The 14,125-nt window shown below is 51.2% G+C and carries 15 protein-coding genes; all 15 read left to right on the forward strand.

Annotated features, from left to right (window positions below; genetic code table 11):
- Positions 1-2 precede the first annotated feature (2 nt).
- The gene (gene ribE, locus C8J48_RS05910; protein WP_107725405.1) at positions 3-641 is read left to right on the forward strand and encodes a riboflavin synthase; all 639 of its coding nucleotides are present in this window, start codon (positions 3-5) and stop codon (positions 639-641) included.
- A 10-nt stretch (positions 642-651) separates the two neighbouring features.
- Complete coding sequence (locus C8J48_RS05915; protein ID WP_107725406.1) at positions 652-1,851, forward strand: bifunctional 3,4-dihydroxy-2-butanone-4-phosphate synthase/GTP cyclohydrolase II; 1,200 nt, start codon at positions 652-654, stop codon at positions 1,849-1,851.
- 18 nt (positions 1,852-1,869) lie between these two features.
- Positions 1,870-2,349, forward strand: a complete 480-nt coding sequence (ribH, locus tag C8J48_RS05920) for a 6,7-dimethyl-8-ribityllumazine synthase (RefSeq protein ID WP_107725407.1) — start codon at positions 1,870-1,872, stop codon at positions 2,347-2,349.
- Positions 2,350-2,366: 17 nt separating this feature from the next.
- Positions 2,367-3,158: a segregation and condensation protein A gene (locus tag C8J48_RS05925; protein WP_107725408.1), complete on the forward strand. Its 792-nt coding sequence runs from the start codon at positions 2,367-2,369 to the stop codon at positions 3,156-3,158.
- On the forward strand, positions 3,112-3,765 hold the full coding sequence (gene scpB / locus C8J48_RS05930; protein WP_107725409.1) for an SMC-Scp complex subunit ScpB: 654 nt from the start codon (positions 3,112-3,114) through the stop codon (positions 3,763-3,765). Before C8J48_RS05925 ends, scpB begins: the two co-directional genes overlap by 47 nt.
- A gap of 201 nt (positions 3,766-3,966) precedes the next feature.
- Positions 3,967-4,629: a DUF2953 domain-containing protein gene (locus tag C8J48_RS05935; protein ID WP_107725410.1), complete on the forward strand. Its 663-nt coding sequence runs from the start codon at positions 3,967-3,969 to the stop codon at positions 4,627-4,629.
- The gene (gene ytfJ / locus C8J48_RS05940; RefSeq protein ID WP_107725411.1) at positions 4,602-5,045 is read left to right on the forward strand and encodes a GerW family sporulation protein; all 444 of its coding nucleotides are present in this window, start codon (positions 4,602-4,604) and stop codon (positions 5,043-5,045) included. Before C8J48_RS05935 ends, ytfJ begins: the two co-directional genes overlap by 28 nt.
- A gap of 98 nt (positions 5,046-5,143) precedes the next feature.
- A complete protein-coding gene (locus C8J48_RS05945; protein ID WP_107725412.1) occupies positions 5,144-6,277 on the forward strand; it encodes a D-alanyl-D-alanine carboxypeptidase family protein in 1,134 nt (377 codons plus the stop codon).
- Complete coding sequence (locus tag C8J48_RS05950; protein ID WP_107725413.1) at positions 6,274-6,867, forward strand: nucleoside recognition domain-containing protein; 594 nt, start codon at positions 6,274-6,276, stop codon at positions 6,865-6,867. Before C8J48_RS05945 ends, C8J48_RS05950 begins: the two co-directional genes overlap by 4 nt.
- 24 nt (positions 6,868-6,891) lie before the next feature.
- The gene (locus C8J48_RS05955; protein ID WP_107725414.1) at positions 6,892-7,428 is read left to right on the forward strand and encodes a spore maturation protein; all 537 of its coding nucleotides are present in this window, start codon (positions 6,892-6,894) and stop codon (positions 7,426-7,428) included.
- Positions 7,429-7,765: 337 nt separating this feature from the next.
- The gene (locus C8J48_RS05960) at positions 7,766-8,482 is read left to right on the forward strand and encodes a pseudouridine synthase (protein WP_107725415.1); all 717 of its coding nucleotides are present in this window, start codon (positions 7,766-7,768) and stop codon (positions 8,480-8,482) included.
- Positions 8,483-8,607: 125 nt separating this feature from the next.
- Positions 8,608-10,191, forward strand: a complete 1,584-nt coding sequence (resB, locus tag C8J48_RS05965; RefSeq protein WP_107727608.1) for a cytochrome c biogenesis protein ResB — start codon at positions 8,608-8,610, stop codon at positions 10,189-10,191.
- An 18-nt stretch (positions 10,192-10,209) separates the two neighbouring features.
- A complete protein-coding gene (gene ccsB, locus C8J48_RS05970; RefSeq protein ID WP_107725416.1) occupies positions 10,210-11,409 on the forward strand; it encodes a c-type cytochrome biogenesis protein CcsB in 1,200 nt (399 codons plus the stop codon).
- Between the two features lie 173 nt (positions 11,410-11,582).
- Positions 11,583-12,308 (forward strand): response regulator transcription factor, encoded by a 726-nt coding sequence (locus C8J48_RS05975; protein ID WP_107725417.1) that lies wholly within the window; start codon positions 11,583-11,585, stop codon positions 12,306-12,308.
- Positions 12,305-14,104: an ATP-binding protein gene (locus C8J48_RS05980; protein ID WP_245891076.1), complete on the forward strand. Its 1,800-nt coding sequence runs from the start codon at positions 12,305-12,307 to the stop codon at positions 14,102-14,104. The genes C8J48_RS05975 and C8J48_RS05980 overlap by 4 nt, the downstream gene beginning before the upstream one ends.
- Positions 14,105-14,125 lie beyond the last annotated feature (21 nt).

Consider the following 14,125-nt stretch of genomic DNA (forward strand, 5'->3'; position numbering starts at 1 on the left):
TCATGTTTACCGGATTGATAGAGGAAGTGGGACGTGTTCGTTCGATTGACGGGAACAGCCGTGCGATGCAATTAATCATCTCAGCACAGCAAGTGTTAACCGATACCACGATCGGGGATAGCATCGCCGTCAACGGTGTTTGCCTCACAGTTACCCGACTGGGCAAGGAAGAATTTGAAGCGGATGTGATGCCGGAGACCATGGATAAGACTAGTTTGAGGCGTCTACGGCCCGGTTCTCCGGTTAATCTGGAGCGGGCCTTGGCTGCGGGCGAGCGCTTTGGCGGCCATTTTGTCCAGGGGCATGTGGATGGTGTCGGCCGTATCCGCACTCGCACGCCGGTGGAGAATGCAGTTCTGTTTGAGGTGGAAGTGCCTGAAACCTTGACCCAATGGATGGTGGATAAAGGTTCAGTGGTGGTTAACGGAATCAGCCTCACACTGGTGACGGTCACCCCGCGTTCGTTTACGGTATCGATTATTCCGCACACGTTAACACATACACAACTGCAAAATGCTCGTCCGGGGGATGAAGTAAATATCGAGTGTGATATGATCGGGAAATATGTGGCCAAGTTATTACAGAAGCAGCAGGGAGATTCGATGTCTGAGGTGTTAAAACAAGCCGGGCTAACGGAGTGAGGGGGTCAAAATGGAAGCTTTTCATTCGATTGAAGCAGCACTGGATGAGTTGAAAAAAGGTCGTGTCATTATTGTGGTGGATGATGAAGATCGGGAAAATGAAGGGGATTTTGTAGCGATAGCGGAGAAGACGACCCCTGAGGTGATCAATTTTATGATTACCCATGGGCGTGGGCTGGTCTGTGCGCCGATTACGGAGGAGCGGGCGCAAGAGTTGGATCTGCCGCCGATGGTTCGGCATAATAGCGATAAACATGAGACGGCGTTTACCGTGTCGGTGGATCATACATCCTCTACCACCGGCATCTCCGCCCATGAGCGTGCTGCTACGATTCAGGCGTTGATCGATTCGCAAACACGACCGCAAGATTTTCGCCGTCCCGGTCACATTTTTCCCTTGATCGCCCGTAAAGGGGGCGTCTTGCAACGGGCAGGCCATACGGAGGCGGGCGTCGATTTGGCCCGGTTGTGTGGCACATATCCGGCAGCTGTTATCTGTGAAGTGATCAAAGAGGATGGAAATATGGCTCGTGTTCCCGATTTAATGCAGATTGCAGTCGAGTTTGATCTCAAGATCATCACCATTCAAGATCTGATCCACTATCGCAACCGCAAGGAAAAGCTGGTGGAACAAGTGGTTTCCACTCGCTTGCCGACGGAGTTTGGGGAGTTTACCGCTTACGGTTATCGAAACGATGTGGATCACAAGGAACATATCGCGTTAGTTAAAGGCGAGATTCAGCCGGAAGAGGCGGTGATGGTACGGGTTCACTCCGAGTGTCTGACCGGAGATGTGTTTGGCTCGCACCGCTGTGATTGCGGGCCCCAGCTGCATGCCGCTCTTTCTCAAATTGAGCAGGAAGGGCGTGGCGTCCTCCTTTATATGCGGCAGGAGGGAAGAGGCATTGGTTTGTTGAACAAGTTGAAAGCGTACCAGTTGCAAGAACAGGGGTTGGATACGGTGGAGGCCAACTTACAACTGGGGTTTAAGCCGGATCTGCGGGAATACGGCATTGGCGCCCAGATTTTACGCGATCTCGGTGTTCGTAAGATGCGTCTGTTAACCAATAATCCGCGCAAGATCACCGGTTTAAAGGGATATGGATTGGAAGTGACAGATGTGTTGCCGATCCAGATGCCAGCCGTCCCTGACAATGAAAAGTATTTACAGACCAAAAAAAGCAAGCTGGGACATATGCTACATTTTTAAAAATAAGGTGGAGAGACGATGAAGGGATATGAAGGTGCGTTAACGGCACAAGGGTTACGGTTTGGAATTGTGGTGAGTCGATTTAACGGATTTATCACGTCACAATTGCTGGAAGGGGCAGAGGATGCTCTCAAGCGTCATGGTGCCCAGGATGAAGATGTGGAGGTAGCATGGGTGCCGGGAGCTTTTGAAATCCCGTTAATTGCCGATCAGATGGCTGCTTCAGGCCGATTTGATGCGGTAATCACCTTAGGAGCGGTGATTCGCGGTTCCACCCCTCATTTTGACTATGTATGTAATGAAGCGGCCAAAGGTGTGGGGGCCATCAGTCTGAAGCGAGGTCTGCCGGTCATTTTTGGTGTACTCACGGTGGATACGATTGAGCAAGCGATTGAGCGGGCTGGTACCAAAGCGGGCAACAAAGGATGGGAAGCGGCGGTTAGCGCCATTGAAACGGCCAATGTGCAGGCAGCCTTGCAAAAGGGTCTCTCGGATTGAGGAGAGGATGTTGATCTTTGGACGTAAAGATTAAACTGGATATGTTTGAAGGGCCTTTGGACTTGTTGCTTCATCTGATTGACCGTTCTGAGCTGGATGTATGTGAGATCCCGATTGCCCGTATTACGGATCAGTATATGGAAGTGTTGTCATCGTCACAACAGCTGGAACTGGATGTTGCCAGTGAATTTCTGGTGATGGCGGCGACGCTGCTGGCGATTAAGAGCCGCATGCTGCTTCCACGGGCGGAGCCCGTCGATCTCAGTGATATGATGGAGGTGGATGAGGGGCTTGACCCCCGGGAAGAATTGGTGCAGCGGTTGTTGGAATACAAGAAATACAAGCGTTTATCTGAGGTGCTACGGGAACGGGAAGCAGAGCGAAGCCAGGTATATACCCGGATGCCGATGGACCTGACGCCATATACGCCGGTGGAAAACCCGGTGGAGGGGCTTTCTGTCGATGATCTGTTACAAGTGTTTACCGAGGCATTGACTCGCCCGCGTAATGAGGAACCACCGCCGATGACCAACTTAAGCCGGGATGAGGTTTCGGTAAGTGATCGGATGGAGGAAATCGCGGAAACGTTGTGGCAGAAAGGCGGCAGAATGCATTTTTCCAATTTGTTGGTATGGGAATTGGTAACCAAGGATCGGGTGGTGACCACGTTTTTGGCGCTGTTGGAGCTGATGAAAACCAAACGTGTCCATATTATGCAACGGGAACTGTTCCAAGACATCGAAATTGTGGGCGTAAAGCCGGATGGAGGGGTACCCACTGGAACAGCAGAATTGGAAACCCATTATTGAAGGATTGTTGTTTGCGGCGGGAGAAGAGGGGTTAAAGCCAAAAGAAATTGCACAAATTTTGCAGCTGGATACGCGGGAGGCTCGGCGGCTGTTAAAAGAGATGGCGGTGGAGTGGAAAGAAGCGGGCCGTGGGATTCAAATTGTGGAAGTGGCCCAGGTATTCCAATTGACTACACTGCCGGAACACCGTACTTACTTTGAAAAATTGGCGGAATCTCCCTCCCGCTCGCAACTCTCCCGTTCCACTTTAGAAACCTTGGCGATTATCGCTTACCGACAGCCGATCATTCGGGTCGATGTGGAAGAGATTCGTGGGGTGAAGTGTGAGCGAACGATTTACCAACTGAAGCGAAAAGGGCTAGTTAAAGAGGTTGGACGAGCGGAAGGAGTTGGCCGACCCATTTTATATGGGACGACACGGGATTTTTTGGATTATTTTGGATTAAAGAGTTTGGATGAACTCCCTCCTGTCGATTCCATTTTTCATTGGACAGAGTGGGAACAGGAACGGGAAGAGCTGTATCAGCGTTTGGGTGTGGAACCGCAAGAGGAAGAGTTGGAGGATGAGGTAGCAGAGGTACCGTTGGAAGCAGCAGAACGATCGTAAGCAGTTGATGGCCAGGCCCTGAACGACCTGGCTGACAAATGATTGATGAATGAAAGAGGCGCGAAGACGAAAATCGAGACTCGGGCCACATTATCATTCTGAAGCCCCGGATATCCGGGGCTTTTTTCTATTCCTACCCGGTATGAAGCGAATAGCTGCCGTCGATACTATCGATGTGAAGGAATAAGGCGGTGGCGTAAAATGGGTTGGTTGTTGGCAGCCGGTATTGCGGTGCTGTTTTTTGTGGTGATGATTGTTTCGACGGTACGTATCCGTTTGTTGTACCGCCGACAAGGCGAAGATGATGAGATGTCGGTTCATGTTCGTATGTGGGCAGGTCTCCTTCGCTTCCAGTATCGTTTTCCGCAATTTCGGCTCACATCCGAGGGAGTAGATGTAAAGGAGAAAACAAAAGCACCGTTGTCGGGAAAAAAGCCCGCCTGGTTTGAAACGATCGGGTTGAAAACATTGCAGCGAGTGCGACAGGATTGGAGAATTTTAAAATATCGAGTGATTGGTTTATATGATGTGTTTTATCGCTTTCTCCGTCATGTTACCTGTGAACGCTTGATCTGGAAAAGTCATCTCGGAACCGGGGATGCAGCGGAGACGGGTGTGATCACCGGCTTGGCATGGGGGGTTAAAACCAGTCTGGTGGGGATGTTGGGATCTTATATCGATTGGTTGGTTCGTCCGCGCTTGGATGTGGTTCCTCATTTTCAGGAGCGTCGCCTGGAAACGGAATTGGATTGCATGATCCGCTTTCGCATCGGGCATGCTATTCTTGCTATTCTTCGACTGTTGATGCGCATGCGCGGAAAGGGGGGTGAAGGGACATGGCAGAACACCCAATTCAAGGCCTGATGACGACGGCGATGGAGAACATCAAGGAGATGGTGGATGTTAACACCATTGTCGGAGATCCAGTTGAAACGCCTGACGGCAGCGTGATTATCCCCGTCTCAAAAGTGGGCTTTGGTTTTGCAGCGGGCGGAAGTGAATTTGCCGGCTCCAAGCCGGGCGATCAAGGAGAAGGCGATAAAAAGGGAGGCAGTGAACCCCCTCCCCTCCCATTTGGTGGTGGCAGCGGGGGCGGGGTTTCCATTACCCCCATCGGCTTTCTGGTAGTGAGTGAGACCGGGGTTCGCATGCTCAATGTAGAAGGGTCCAACCATCTGTATGATCGTCTACTTGATCTCGCTCCCGGATTGGTGGAGCGATTGCAACGAATGGTAAAAGGAAAAAGAAACGGTTTTAACGGTCCGGAATCCGATATTTGAGTTTTCCCCGCCACGTATAATGGCGGGTTTTTATTTTTCATAACCCTGTCCAACCGGCATATACATGTACCAAAATAAAGCCTGAAGGTGGGGAACCCATGCGGATGATGGCAATCCTGTGCGCGGTTGCGCTGGTATGGACCGCTCGGGTGCCGCAGGCGGCGGGGGAGGAGGATTCTCTTTCGCTAAGTGCCCATGCGGCGGCGGTGATCGATGTGGAATCCGGTCGGTTGTTATATGAGAAGGAAGCGAACAAGCAGATGCGCATCGCCTCCCTGACCAAAATTATGACGGCAATTGTGGCGCTGGAAAACAGCGACCTGCAGGAGAAAGTAAAAGTAGGTCCCCGTGCGGTGGGGGTGGAAGGGTCCTCCATCTACCTGCAACAAGGGGAAGAGGTCCCCTTGGAACACCTCTTGTACGGCTTGATGTTGCGATCGGGCAACGATGCAGCGGTAGCCATCGCGGAGCATGTAGGTGGGTCGTTGGAAGGGTTTGTCATGCTGATGAATGAAAAAGCGGAGTATCTGGGACTGGAGCAGACTCATTTTGCTAATCCTCATGGCCTGGACGCACCGGAACATTATTCGTCAGCGGCGGACATGGCCCGACTAACCGCTTATGCCCTTCGTAATCCTCATTTTAAAAAAATCGTATCTACTCCCATTAAAACGGTTCCCTGGCCGGGAGAAGAGTGGCATCGGAAATGGTACAACAAAAATAAAATGTTACGCCTTTATCCCGGTGCCGATGGGGTAAAAACGGGCTATACCAAATTATCGAAGCGAACCCTGGTTTCTTCCGCCACCCGGAACGGACGGCAGGTGGCAACGGTAACGTTAAACGCACCCGATGATTGGGACGATTCGATGCACTTATTGGAGTATGGGTTTAATCAATTTGAGCGAGTGCCTCTGTTGGAAAAGGGTGAACAAGTGGCGGATATGCCCGAATCGGAGGATCCCGGTTGGGTGGCAGTGGCGGAAAAAGGTTTCACTTATCCCTTAAAAGAGGAAGAACGGAACCGCATCCAGGTAAAACCGATGCTTACGCTTCCCGCAGCGGCCATTCAAGAAAAAGGGAGGCGGGTAGGAACGGCTCGTATCTATGTCGATGGAAAACAGGTAGGTTCCATCCCATTGGTGTCACAAGTGAAGCAGGTGGAAACGGGTTCCCTCTTTACCTCATGGCTGCAGGTGCTCGGTTATATGGCGGGGAGAGAGGCGCCGTGATCAATTATATCTGGTTGTTTATGATTATCAGCGGGGTGGTTGCAGCCGCCGCTCAGGGACAGATGGACCTTGTCACCCAGGCCGCTTTAAAGGGAGCGAAAGATGGGGTGGCCGTATGTATCGGCTTGATCAGTATTCTTGTATTTTGGTTGGGGATTATGCGAATTGCACAGGATGCCGGGCTTTTAAAAGTGTTGGCCCGTTTACTGGGCCCAGTGGTACGACTTTTGTTTCCTGATGTTCCCCGGGATCACCCGGCGATGGGTTATATTGTATCCAATATGAGCGCTAATCTGTTTGGCTTGGGAAATGCGGCTACTCCCATGGGGATGAAAGCGATGGAAGAATTACAAAAATTAAATCCCGATCCAAAGGTGGCCACTCCGGCGATGTGTACGCTTTTGGCACTCAACACATCCAGTTTAACCTTAATCCCTACCACAATGATCGGTTTGCGAATGGACCTGGGTTCCACTGAGCCGACAGCCATCATCGGAACGACATTGGTGGCTACCTTTTGCTCCTCACTGGCTGCGATTTTGCTCGACCGTTGGTTTCGCCGTCGGATGAGCAGACGAATGGAATCATAGGCTCTAGGGGTGAGGGGGAGTAGAATGATGCAAACGATCTCGTTTTTATCGGCAATTGCGATTCCGGCGATTCTAGCTTTTATCCCCCTGTACGCCTTGGTGCGGGGAGTACCGGCATACGAAAGTTTTGTCGAAGGTGCCAAAGAAGGCTTTCCCACCGCTATCCAAATTATTCCCCATTTGGTGGGGATGATGGTGGCAGTCTCTATCTTTCGAGAAACCGGAGCGTTACAGTTTTATCTCAGTTTATTTAAGCCGCTGCTGGCCTGGATTCACTTTCCGGAAGAGGTGCTGCCCCTAGGGTTGTTACGACCGATCACCGGTACCGGCGCCTTGGCTTATGCGGAAAATCTGATGTCTACCTACGGCCCGGATTCATTTTTGGGGCGATTGGCTGCCACGATGCAGGGGAGTACCGATACCACCTTATATGTCTTGACGGTCTATTTTGGCGCCGTGGGAATCCGCCGTTCGCTCTATGCGGTAAAGGTGGGGTTGCTGGCGGATCTGACTGGGGTGTTGGCATCATGGATGATTGTGTTGTGGGTGTTTGGTGGGTGATTTAGGCTTTATTACCGCTTCAAGGAAGTGAGGATGCCCGCTCCGCCTCCTTCGTCCGCAACCAGCGTATATGCGAAAAGCATATGTGGCCGCTAAACGGTTGGGAACTGCGGAGACTCCGCTAGGTAATCGATCAAAGCGAGATCCGGGAATGGAGTGACCAAGTCGAGACTTGTGCTTTCGTGCAAAGGGCGCTATGTCGGAAATCGTTCCCCCTATTCCTAATCTAGTTTGTCAGCAGCCTCAAAGCCCTGTTGGGCTTTTTTTATTTTGTCTGATTGTCCGGCGGCTTGTGAAGGGTGCCGCAAATGGATAAGATGGCTATTGAGGTGAAAACATGGAACGATTGCAAAAAGTGATGGCTCATGCCGGTGTGGCGTCCCGGCGGAAGTGTGAAGAGCTCATCCGTTTAGGCCGGGTGCAGGTGAACGGTCATCCGGTGACAGAGCTGGGACGACGCGTCGATCCGATCAAAGATCGTATTCAGGTGGATGGACGGGAGATACGCCAGGAGTCCAAGCGTTATTTTCTTTTCTATAAACCGCGGGGGGTGATCACCAGTCTTTCTGATCCGCATGGACGGAGGGTGGTGACTGATTTTTTCCGCGAGGTGGATCAACGGGTTTATCCTGTGGGTCGATTGGATTATGATACCGAAGGGTTACTTTTGCTGACCAACGATGGGGAGTTGGCCAATCGCTTGGCTCACCCCCGCCATGAGGTGGACAAGGTGTACCAGGCCCGTGTTGTGGGCCATCCTGGAGAGGAGGCGCTGCAACGGTTGCGCCGGGGGATCAAGCTAGAAGATGGCTGGACGGCTCCGGCTCAGGTGCGACTGTTGGAAAAAGAGGAGAAGGGAAGCTGGCTGGAACTGATTATTCATGAGGGACGGAATCGCCAAATCCGGCGCATGCTGAAGGCGATTGGTCATCCGGTGCGGCGATTGATTCGCACACAAGTCGCTTTTCTTACGCTGGATGGTTTAAGGCCGGGTCGCCATCGTGAGTTAAAGCCAGCCGAAGTGACGCAATTGTGGAAACGGATGGGGGATTAAGCTGGGTTTTCAAACAATCTTCATAGGAATCGACGGTTGTATCGATGACCTGGCGGTATAATGGGGAAATGAACGGGGGTTTTCTCCAATGTTGGGATTCCTCCCGGGAAGCGGGGGTGAAATCGGTGGTTAACACCAAGTGTGAATGCGGACATAACAACCCCGTCGGTACCACGTTGTGTGAGTACTGTGGGAAGCCGTTAGATGAGGAAAAAGAGGACCAGCCGCTTGAGATGCGGTACGAGGGTAAAGCCCGTCGTTCGCAAACGCAAAACCAAACGATCTTGGATCGGATCTGGAACTTTTTTTCATCTGTCAAAGTGGCGATATATTTGATTGTGATTACGTTATTAGCGTCGATCTTAGGCACGCTGTTGCCGCAGGAACGATTTATCCCATCAAACCGGCCTGACGTTTATTATGCACAGGAATACGGCATATGGGGCGATCTCTTTTATCGTTTGGGCCTTTCCGATATGTACAATTCATGGTGGTTTATCGCCTTGTTGGCGATGATTGGGATATCATTGGTGGTATGTAGTCTCGATCGGGTTGTGCCGTTGTATAAAGCGTTAAAAAATCAGCGGGTCGTCAAGAATATCACCTTTATCCAACGCCAGCGGGCGAGTCGCTCCCACGCGGTCAAGGCTGAGGAGAAGGAACAGACGCTGGACCGGTTGGCTGAGGAACTGGCCGACAAGCGCTACCGCGTTCGCCGGGAAGGGGACTCCATTCTGGCGGAAAAAGGGCGTTTTAGTCGTTGGGGTCCTTATGTTAACCATATCGGTCTGATTATCTTTCTGTTTGGTACGCTGATGCGGCTCATTCCCGGTTGGTATCTGGATGATTTTGTCTATCTACAGGAAGGGGAGACAAAAAAGCTCCCAGATGTTCCTTATTACATCAAAAATGAGCGTGCCTTCGCTGAATTGTATGATGAGGATGAAATGCCACAACAGCTGGATGAGACGCCAGCTGTTGTAAAGAAATATGAAACCGAAGTGGTTCTTTATGAGAAAGATGAAGAAAGTGGCGATTTACGGGAAGTGAAGAGCGGATCGATCGTGGTAAACCATCCGCTGGAATATGAAGGGTTGTTATTGTATCAATCCGATTTTCAACCCAATCAGGCCAAGACAATTGTCCTGAATATGAAAGATCGGGAAGGGGATAAGGATCTGGGATCGATTACGATTGATCTATATGATCCAAAAACTGAGTATCAATTGGAGGATGGAGTGACGGTCCGGATTTTGGATTACTTCCCCGATTTTGTGCTGGAGGAGAATCGCCCCACCACCAAATCGGAAGTCCCCAATCGACCCGCCTTTATCTTTGCGGTGAACTCGCCCCAACTGGATGAGCCGGAGAAATCTTGGATGATCTCGGGAACCAATCTGGACGATGTCAACGACGCCAATCGCTATGCCATGGAGCTGAAGGATATTGAGATGGTGAACGCGTCCGGGTTGATGGTTCGTATCGATAAAAGTTTGCCGGTGATTTTCTTTGGACTCGGTATTTTTATGGTTGGCTTATGTATGGGATTCTTCTGGTTCCATCGGCGTGTATGGATTCGCTGGCATGAAGGGAGTCTGTTTGTGGGGGCTCATACCAATAAAAACTGGTTCGGGTTAAGAAAAGATTTGGAGGAAGCAACGGCAAAAGCCGGCACACCGCTCTCTTTTTCTCCCGAACAACCGGAATAACGGTAGGAGGAACTTACAATGGAACAAACGATGGAAATACTCCTGCTCATCACTTTTTTTCTGTATTTGTTGGCTTCCATCACATTTGTGATGGCAGTGACGGGAAAAGGGTCCCGTGACGGCAAAGAAGTGCATATGTCGCGGTGGGGGCGACGCGGAATCTTCTTGGCGATCGCTGGTGTCGCCCTCCATATCGGTTTTATTGTGATCCGAGTGATGATGGGTGGCCATTTTACCAGCAATATGTTTGAGTTTACCGCGTTTCTCTGTTTTGCGATTGTGGCTGCCTTTATCGTGATTTACTTTTTGTATCGCACCATTACCTTAGGCGCGTTTGTGATGCCGCTGGCTGTGATTATGCTGGGATATGCATCGGTCTTTCCGCGCGAGGTGCAACCGCTGATTCCGGCTCTGCAGAGTTATTGGCTCCATATCCATGTTACCACCGCCGCTCTGGGAGAGGGAGCATTGGCGGTGGGATGTATGGCTGGTTTAATCTATTTGATCTGCTGGGTCGGTAAAGATCGGGATCACACTGCCACCGCCCTCTGGTTGGAGGTGACGTTGTCAGTTGTGCTGATGTTTGCCAGTTTTGTCCTGCTCTCCTTCGGTTTCGGCGGATATGAGGCGACCTTCCAGCATCAGATAGACGGGCAGCAGGTGGTGCAGGAGTATTCGATGCCGCCCATTGTAGGGCCACACCAGGGAGAAACGGTTGATGTGCCTGCCTTTTTGGGGGTGCAGGGCCCGCTGTTTGAGGCTCCTTCCTGGATACAGGGGGAAAAGGCGGCCAACAAGCTGAATGCGGTGCTGTGGTCTGTGTTGACGGGGTTAATCCTCTACGGAATATTACGGTTGGCCTTCCGTAAACCACTCTACCAGCTCTTGTATCCCTTGGTGAAAAATTTGGATCTGGAAACGATGGATGAGATTAGTTACCGGGCGATTGCCATCGGCTATCCGATCTTTACCTTGGGTGCGTTGATATTTGCGATGATCTGGGCGCATGAAGCCTGGGGACGTTTCTGGGGATGGGACCCCAAGGAAGTGTGGGCACTAATCACCTGGCTGTTCTATAGTGCTTACCTTCATTTGCGTCTGTCGCGCGGATGGCAAGGAGTCAAATCGGCGTGGTTGGCGGTGGGCGGTTTTATCATTATTTTGATCAACTTGATTGTGATCAATTTGGTGATTGCAGGGCTTCACTCTTATGCCTGAGTAGAAGGATGACAAGATATGGTATGATAAAGATAGTCTGTTAAGCGTTCTGATCCCTTCCATATGCGGGAGTACGATCCGGTATGTCCGTTATCGATTGGTACAACGGTATCAACCCTCCTGCATCCAGTGGGATTATCAGAGACGCCTGAATATGAGGATTGTAAAAAGAGGTGAGTCAGGTGGGCAAGCCGGAACATATATTAGTTGTGGATGATGAAGATCGCATCCGCCGCCTGCTCCGCATGTATCTGGAACGGGAAGGTTATCACATCGATGAAGCGGAAGACGGCGAGCAAGCATTGAAAAAAGCGATCGAAACCGATTATGATCTGATTTTGTTGGACTTAATGCTTCCAGGTTCCGACGGCCTGGAAGTGTGCCGAAATATTCGCAGCAAAAAAGCAACCCCCATCATTATGTTGACCGCCCGCGGGGAAGAGAGCAACCGGGTAGAAGGCTTTGAGGCTGGGACCGATGACTATGTGGTGAAACCTTTTAGCCCGCGTGAGTTGGTGCACCGGGTAAAAGCGGTATTGCGCCGTTCGTCGGTGACAGCGTTTTTATCGACGGAGACGGAGACGCACAATGTGATCGTGTTCCCAGATCTGACGATCGATCACGATGCCCATGAAGTACGGGCAGGTGGGATGGAAGTGTCGCTGACCCCGAAGGAGTATGAGTTGCTTCACTATCTGGCCGCTTCCCCGGATAAGGTGTTCACCCGGGAAGAACTGCTCCGCGATGTATGGAATTATGAGTTCTTTGGCGATTTGCGCACAGTGGACACTCATATCAAACGCCTGCGGGAAAAGCTGAACCGAGTCTCTCCGCCTGCTGCCGCCATGATTAATACGGTCTGGGGTGTCGGCTATAAACTTGAGGTGCCAAAAGAGTGATATTACGCAGTGTCGTCGGAAAGCTGTGGTTGACGATCATTGTTTTGGTGACGCTGATCCTGGTCATGCTCAGCCTGTTTTTGTCCCAGCAGATTATGGACGCTTATTATCAGGCGGAATTAAACAACTTGGAGCAGTTGGCCCAACATGTACAACAATCACTGGAAGAGCCGGGAACCGACAGCGAGCGAGCGGAGTATCTCCGCTCGCTTTTAAAAGTGGCGGATCTATGGGACACGTATGCGATCATCCTGGGACCGGACAGATCGGCGCAGCAATTGGAAGTCTCTCCTGATGTTCCCGAGTTTCCATGGCAGGATATTCTAGAACAGACCGAAATCGATCGGGTTTTTCAAGGGGAGAAGCAAGTGCTTCGCAGCCGGGTGATGGTGGGTAAGGATGGAGAATCGACGTTTCCCTTGTTTAAAGATGAAATTATGATGGTGGCCTATCCGATCCATGACGGGGATCAGATTACAGGAGCGGTGGTTCTTTATCGTACACAAGAACAGTTAAATGAAAATGAAATCAAGAAGCTGATCTTTTTTTCCGCATTGATTGGGATTGTTTTGACGACCATCTTTGCCTTCTTTCTGTCGACGCGGATTACGCAACCATTGATTCAGATGAAAAAGGCGGCCGAAAAAATGGCGGAGGGTCAGTTTTCCACCCGTGTGCCGGTTCGTTCCCATGAGCGTGATGAGCTGTCGGATCTGGGGGCCACTTTCAATCGCATGGCGGCCCAGTTGGAGGAATCAATTCATGCGCTATCACAGGAAAAGGAACAGTTGGCCAGTATTTTGCACAGTATGGCTGATGGAGTGATCACGATGAATGCCCAGGGTCAGGTGATCGTGACCAATCCGCCGTCAGCGGAACTATTGAAGCATTGGCGTCGAGATGAAGAGGAAGCTCCCGCTCTGCCCTCTCCTTTACGGAAGATTTTTAGGCTTGTGGTGGAGAGTGAGCAGGAGCAGTTTGGCGATATTACTGTCAATGGACGCACTTGGGCCGTAGTGATGGCTCCCCTATATGCCCATGAGCAGGTAAGGGGAGTTGTGGCGGTATTGCGGGATGTGACGGAAGAGCGGCGCACCGATAAACTGCGCAAGGATTTCGTCGCCAATGTCTCCCATGAGTTACGCACACCGCTGTCAATGTTGCAAGGATACAGCGAGGCGTTGTTGGATGGGATTGCACAGACGCCAGAGGAACAAGCAGAGATCGCCAAGGTGATCAACGATGAATCGCAGCGTATGGGCCGTCTGGTACGGGAGCTGTTGGATCTGGCCCGAATGGAGGCAGGACATATTCGGTTGGAGACGGCAAAGGTGGACGCTACCGCACTCATTCGCCGCGTTTTACGCAAATTTCAGGCGATCGCCAAGGAGCAGAAGGTGACGCTGATCGGCGATATCCCTACCTCTCTTCCCACCGTTGAATGGGATGAAGATAAGGTGGAGCAGGTATTGACCAATTTGGTAGACAACGCCATCCGTCACACTCCCGCCGGGGGACGGGTTTCGATTGAGGTGACTGAATTGGAAAACGGTGTACGGCTTAATGTCCATGATACGGGTAGCGGCATTCCTGAGAAAGATCTGCCTTTTATCTTTGAACGGTTTTATAAGGCGGATAAAGCGCGCACCCGTGGTCAGGCCGGCACCGGCCTCGGATTGGCCATCGTCAAACACATTGTGGAGGCTCATCAGGGCAGTGTTGAGGTGAACAGCAAACTAAACGAGGGTACCACCTTTAAGGTTTATCTTCCCTGGCATGCCCAGGGTGACGCTTAAGCTTTTAATCGTTTAAAAACA

It is taken from the genome of Desmospora activa DSM 45169 (genome assembly GCF_003046315.1).
Lineage (GTDB): Bacteria > Bacillota > Bacilli > Thermoactinomycetales > DSM-45169 > Desmospora > Desmospora activa.

Bases quoted from the DNA above. Each gene is read 5' to 3' on its own strand.
- C8J48_RS05955 (WP_107725414.1), top strand. From the start codon at position 6,892: ATGATGCAAACGATCTCGTTTTTATCGGCAATTGCGATTCCGGCGATT.
- C8J48_RS05960 (WP_107725415.1), top strand. From the start codon at position 7,766: ATGGAACGATTGCAAAAAGTGATGGCTCATGCCGGTGTGGCGTCCCGG.
- scpB (WP_107725409.1), top strand. From the start codon at position 3,112: ATGGAGGGGTACCCACTGGAACAGCAGAATTGGAAACCCATTATTGAA.
- ytfJ (WP_107725411.1), top strand. From the start codon at position 4,602: ATGGCAGAACACCCAATTCAAGGCCTGATGACGACGGCGATGGAGAAC.
- C8J48_RS05935 (WP_107725410.1), top strand. From the start codon at position 3,967: ATGGGTTGGTTGTTGGCAGCCGGTATTGCGGTGCTGTTTTTTGTGGTG.
- ribH (WP_107725407.1), top strand. From the start codon at position 1,870: ATGAAGGGATATGAAGGTGCGTTAACGGCACAAGGGTTACGGTTTGGA.
- ccsB (WP_107725416.1), top strand. From the start codon at position 10,210: ATGGAACAAACGATGGAAATACTCCTGCTCATCACTTTTTTTCTGTAT.
- ribE (WP_107725405.1), top strand. From the start codon at position 3: ATGTTTACCGGATTGATAGAGGAAGTGGGACGTGTTCGTTCGATTGAC.
- C8J48_RS05915 (WP_107725406.1), top strand. From the start codon at position 652: ATGGAAGCTTTTCATTCGATTGAAGCAGCACTGGATGAGTTGAAAAAA.
- C8J48_RS05945 (WP_107725412.1), top strand. From the start codon at position 5,144: ATGCGGATGATGGCAATCCTGTGCGCGGTTGCGCTGGTATGGACCGCT.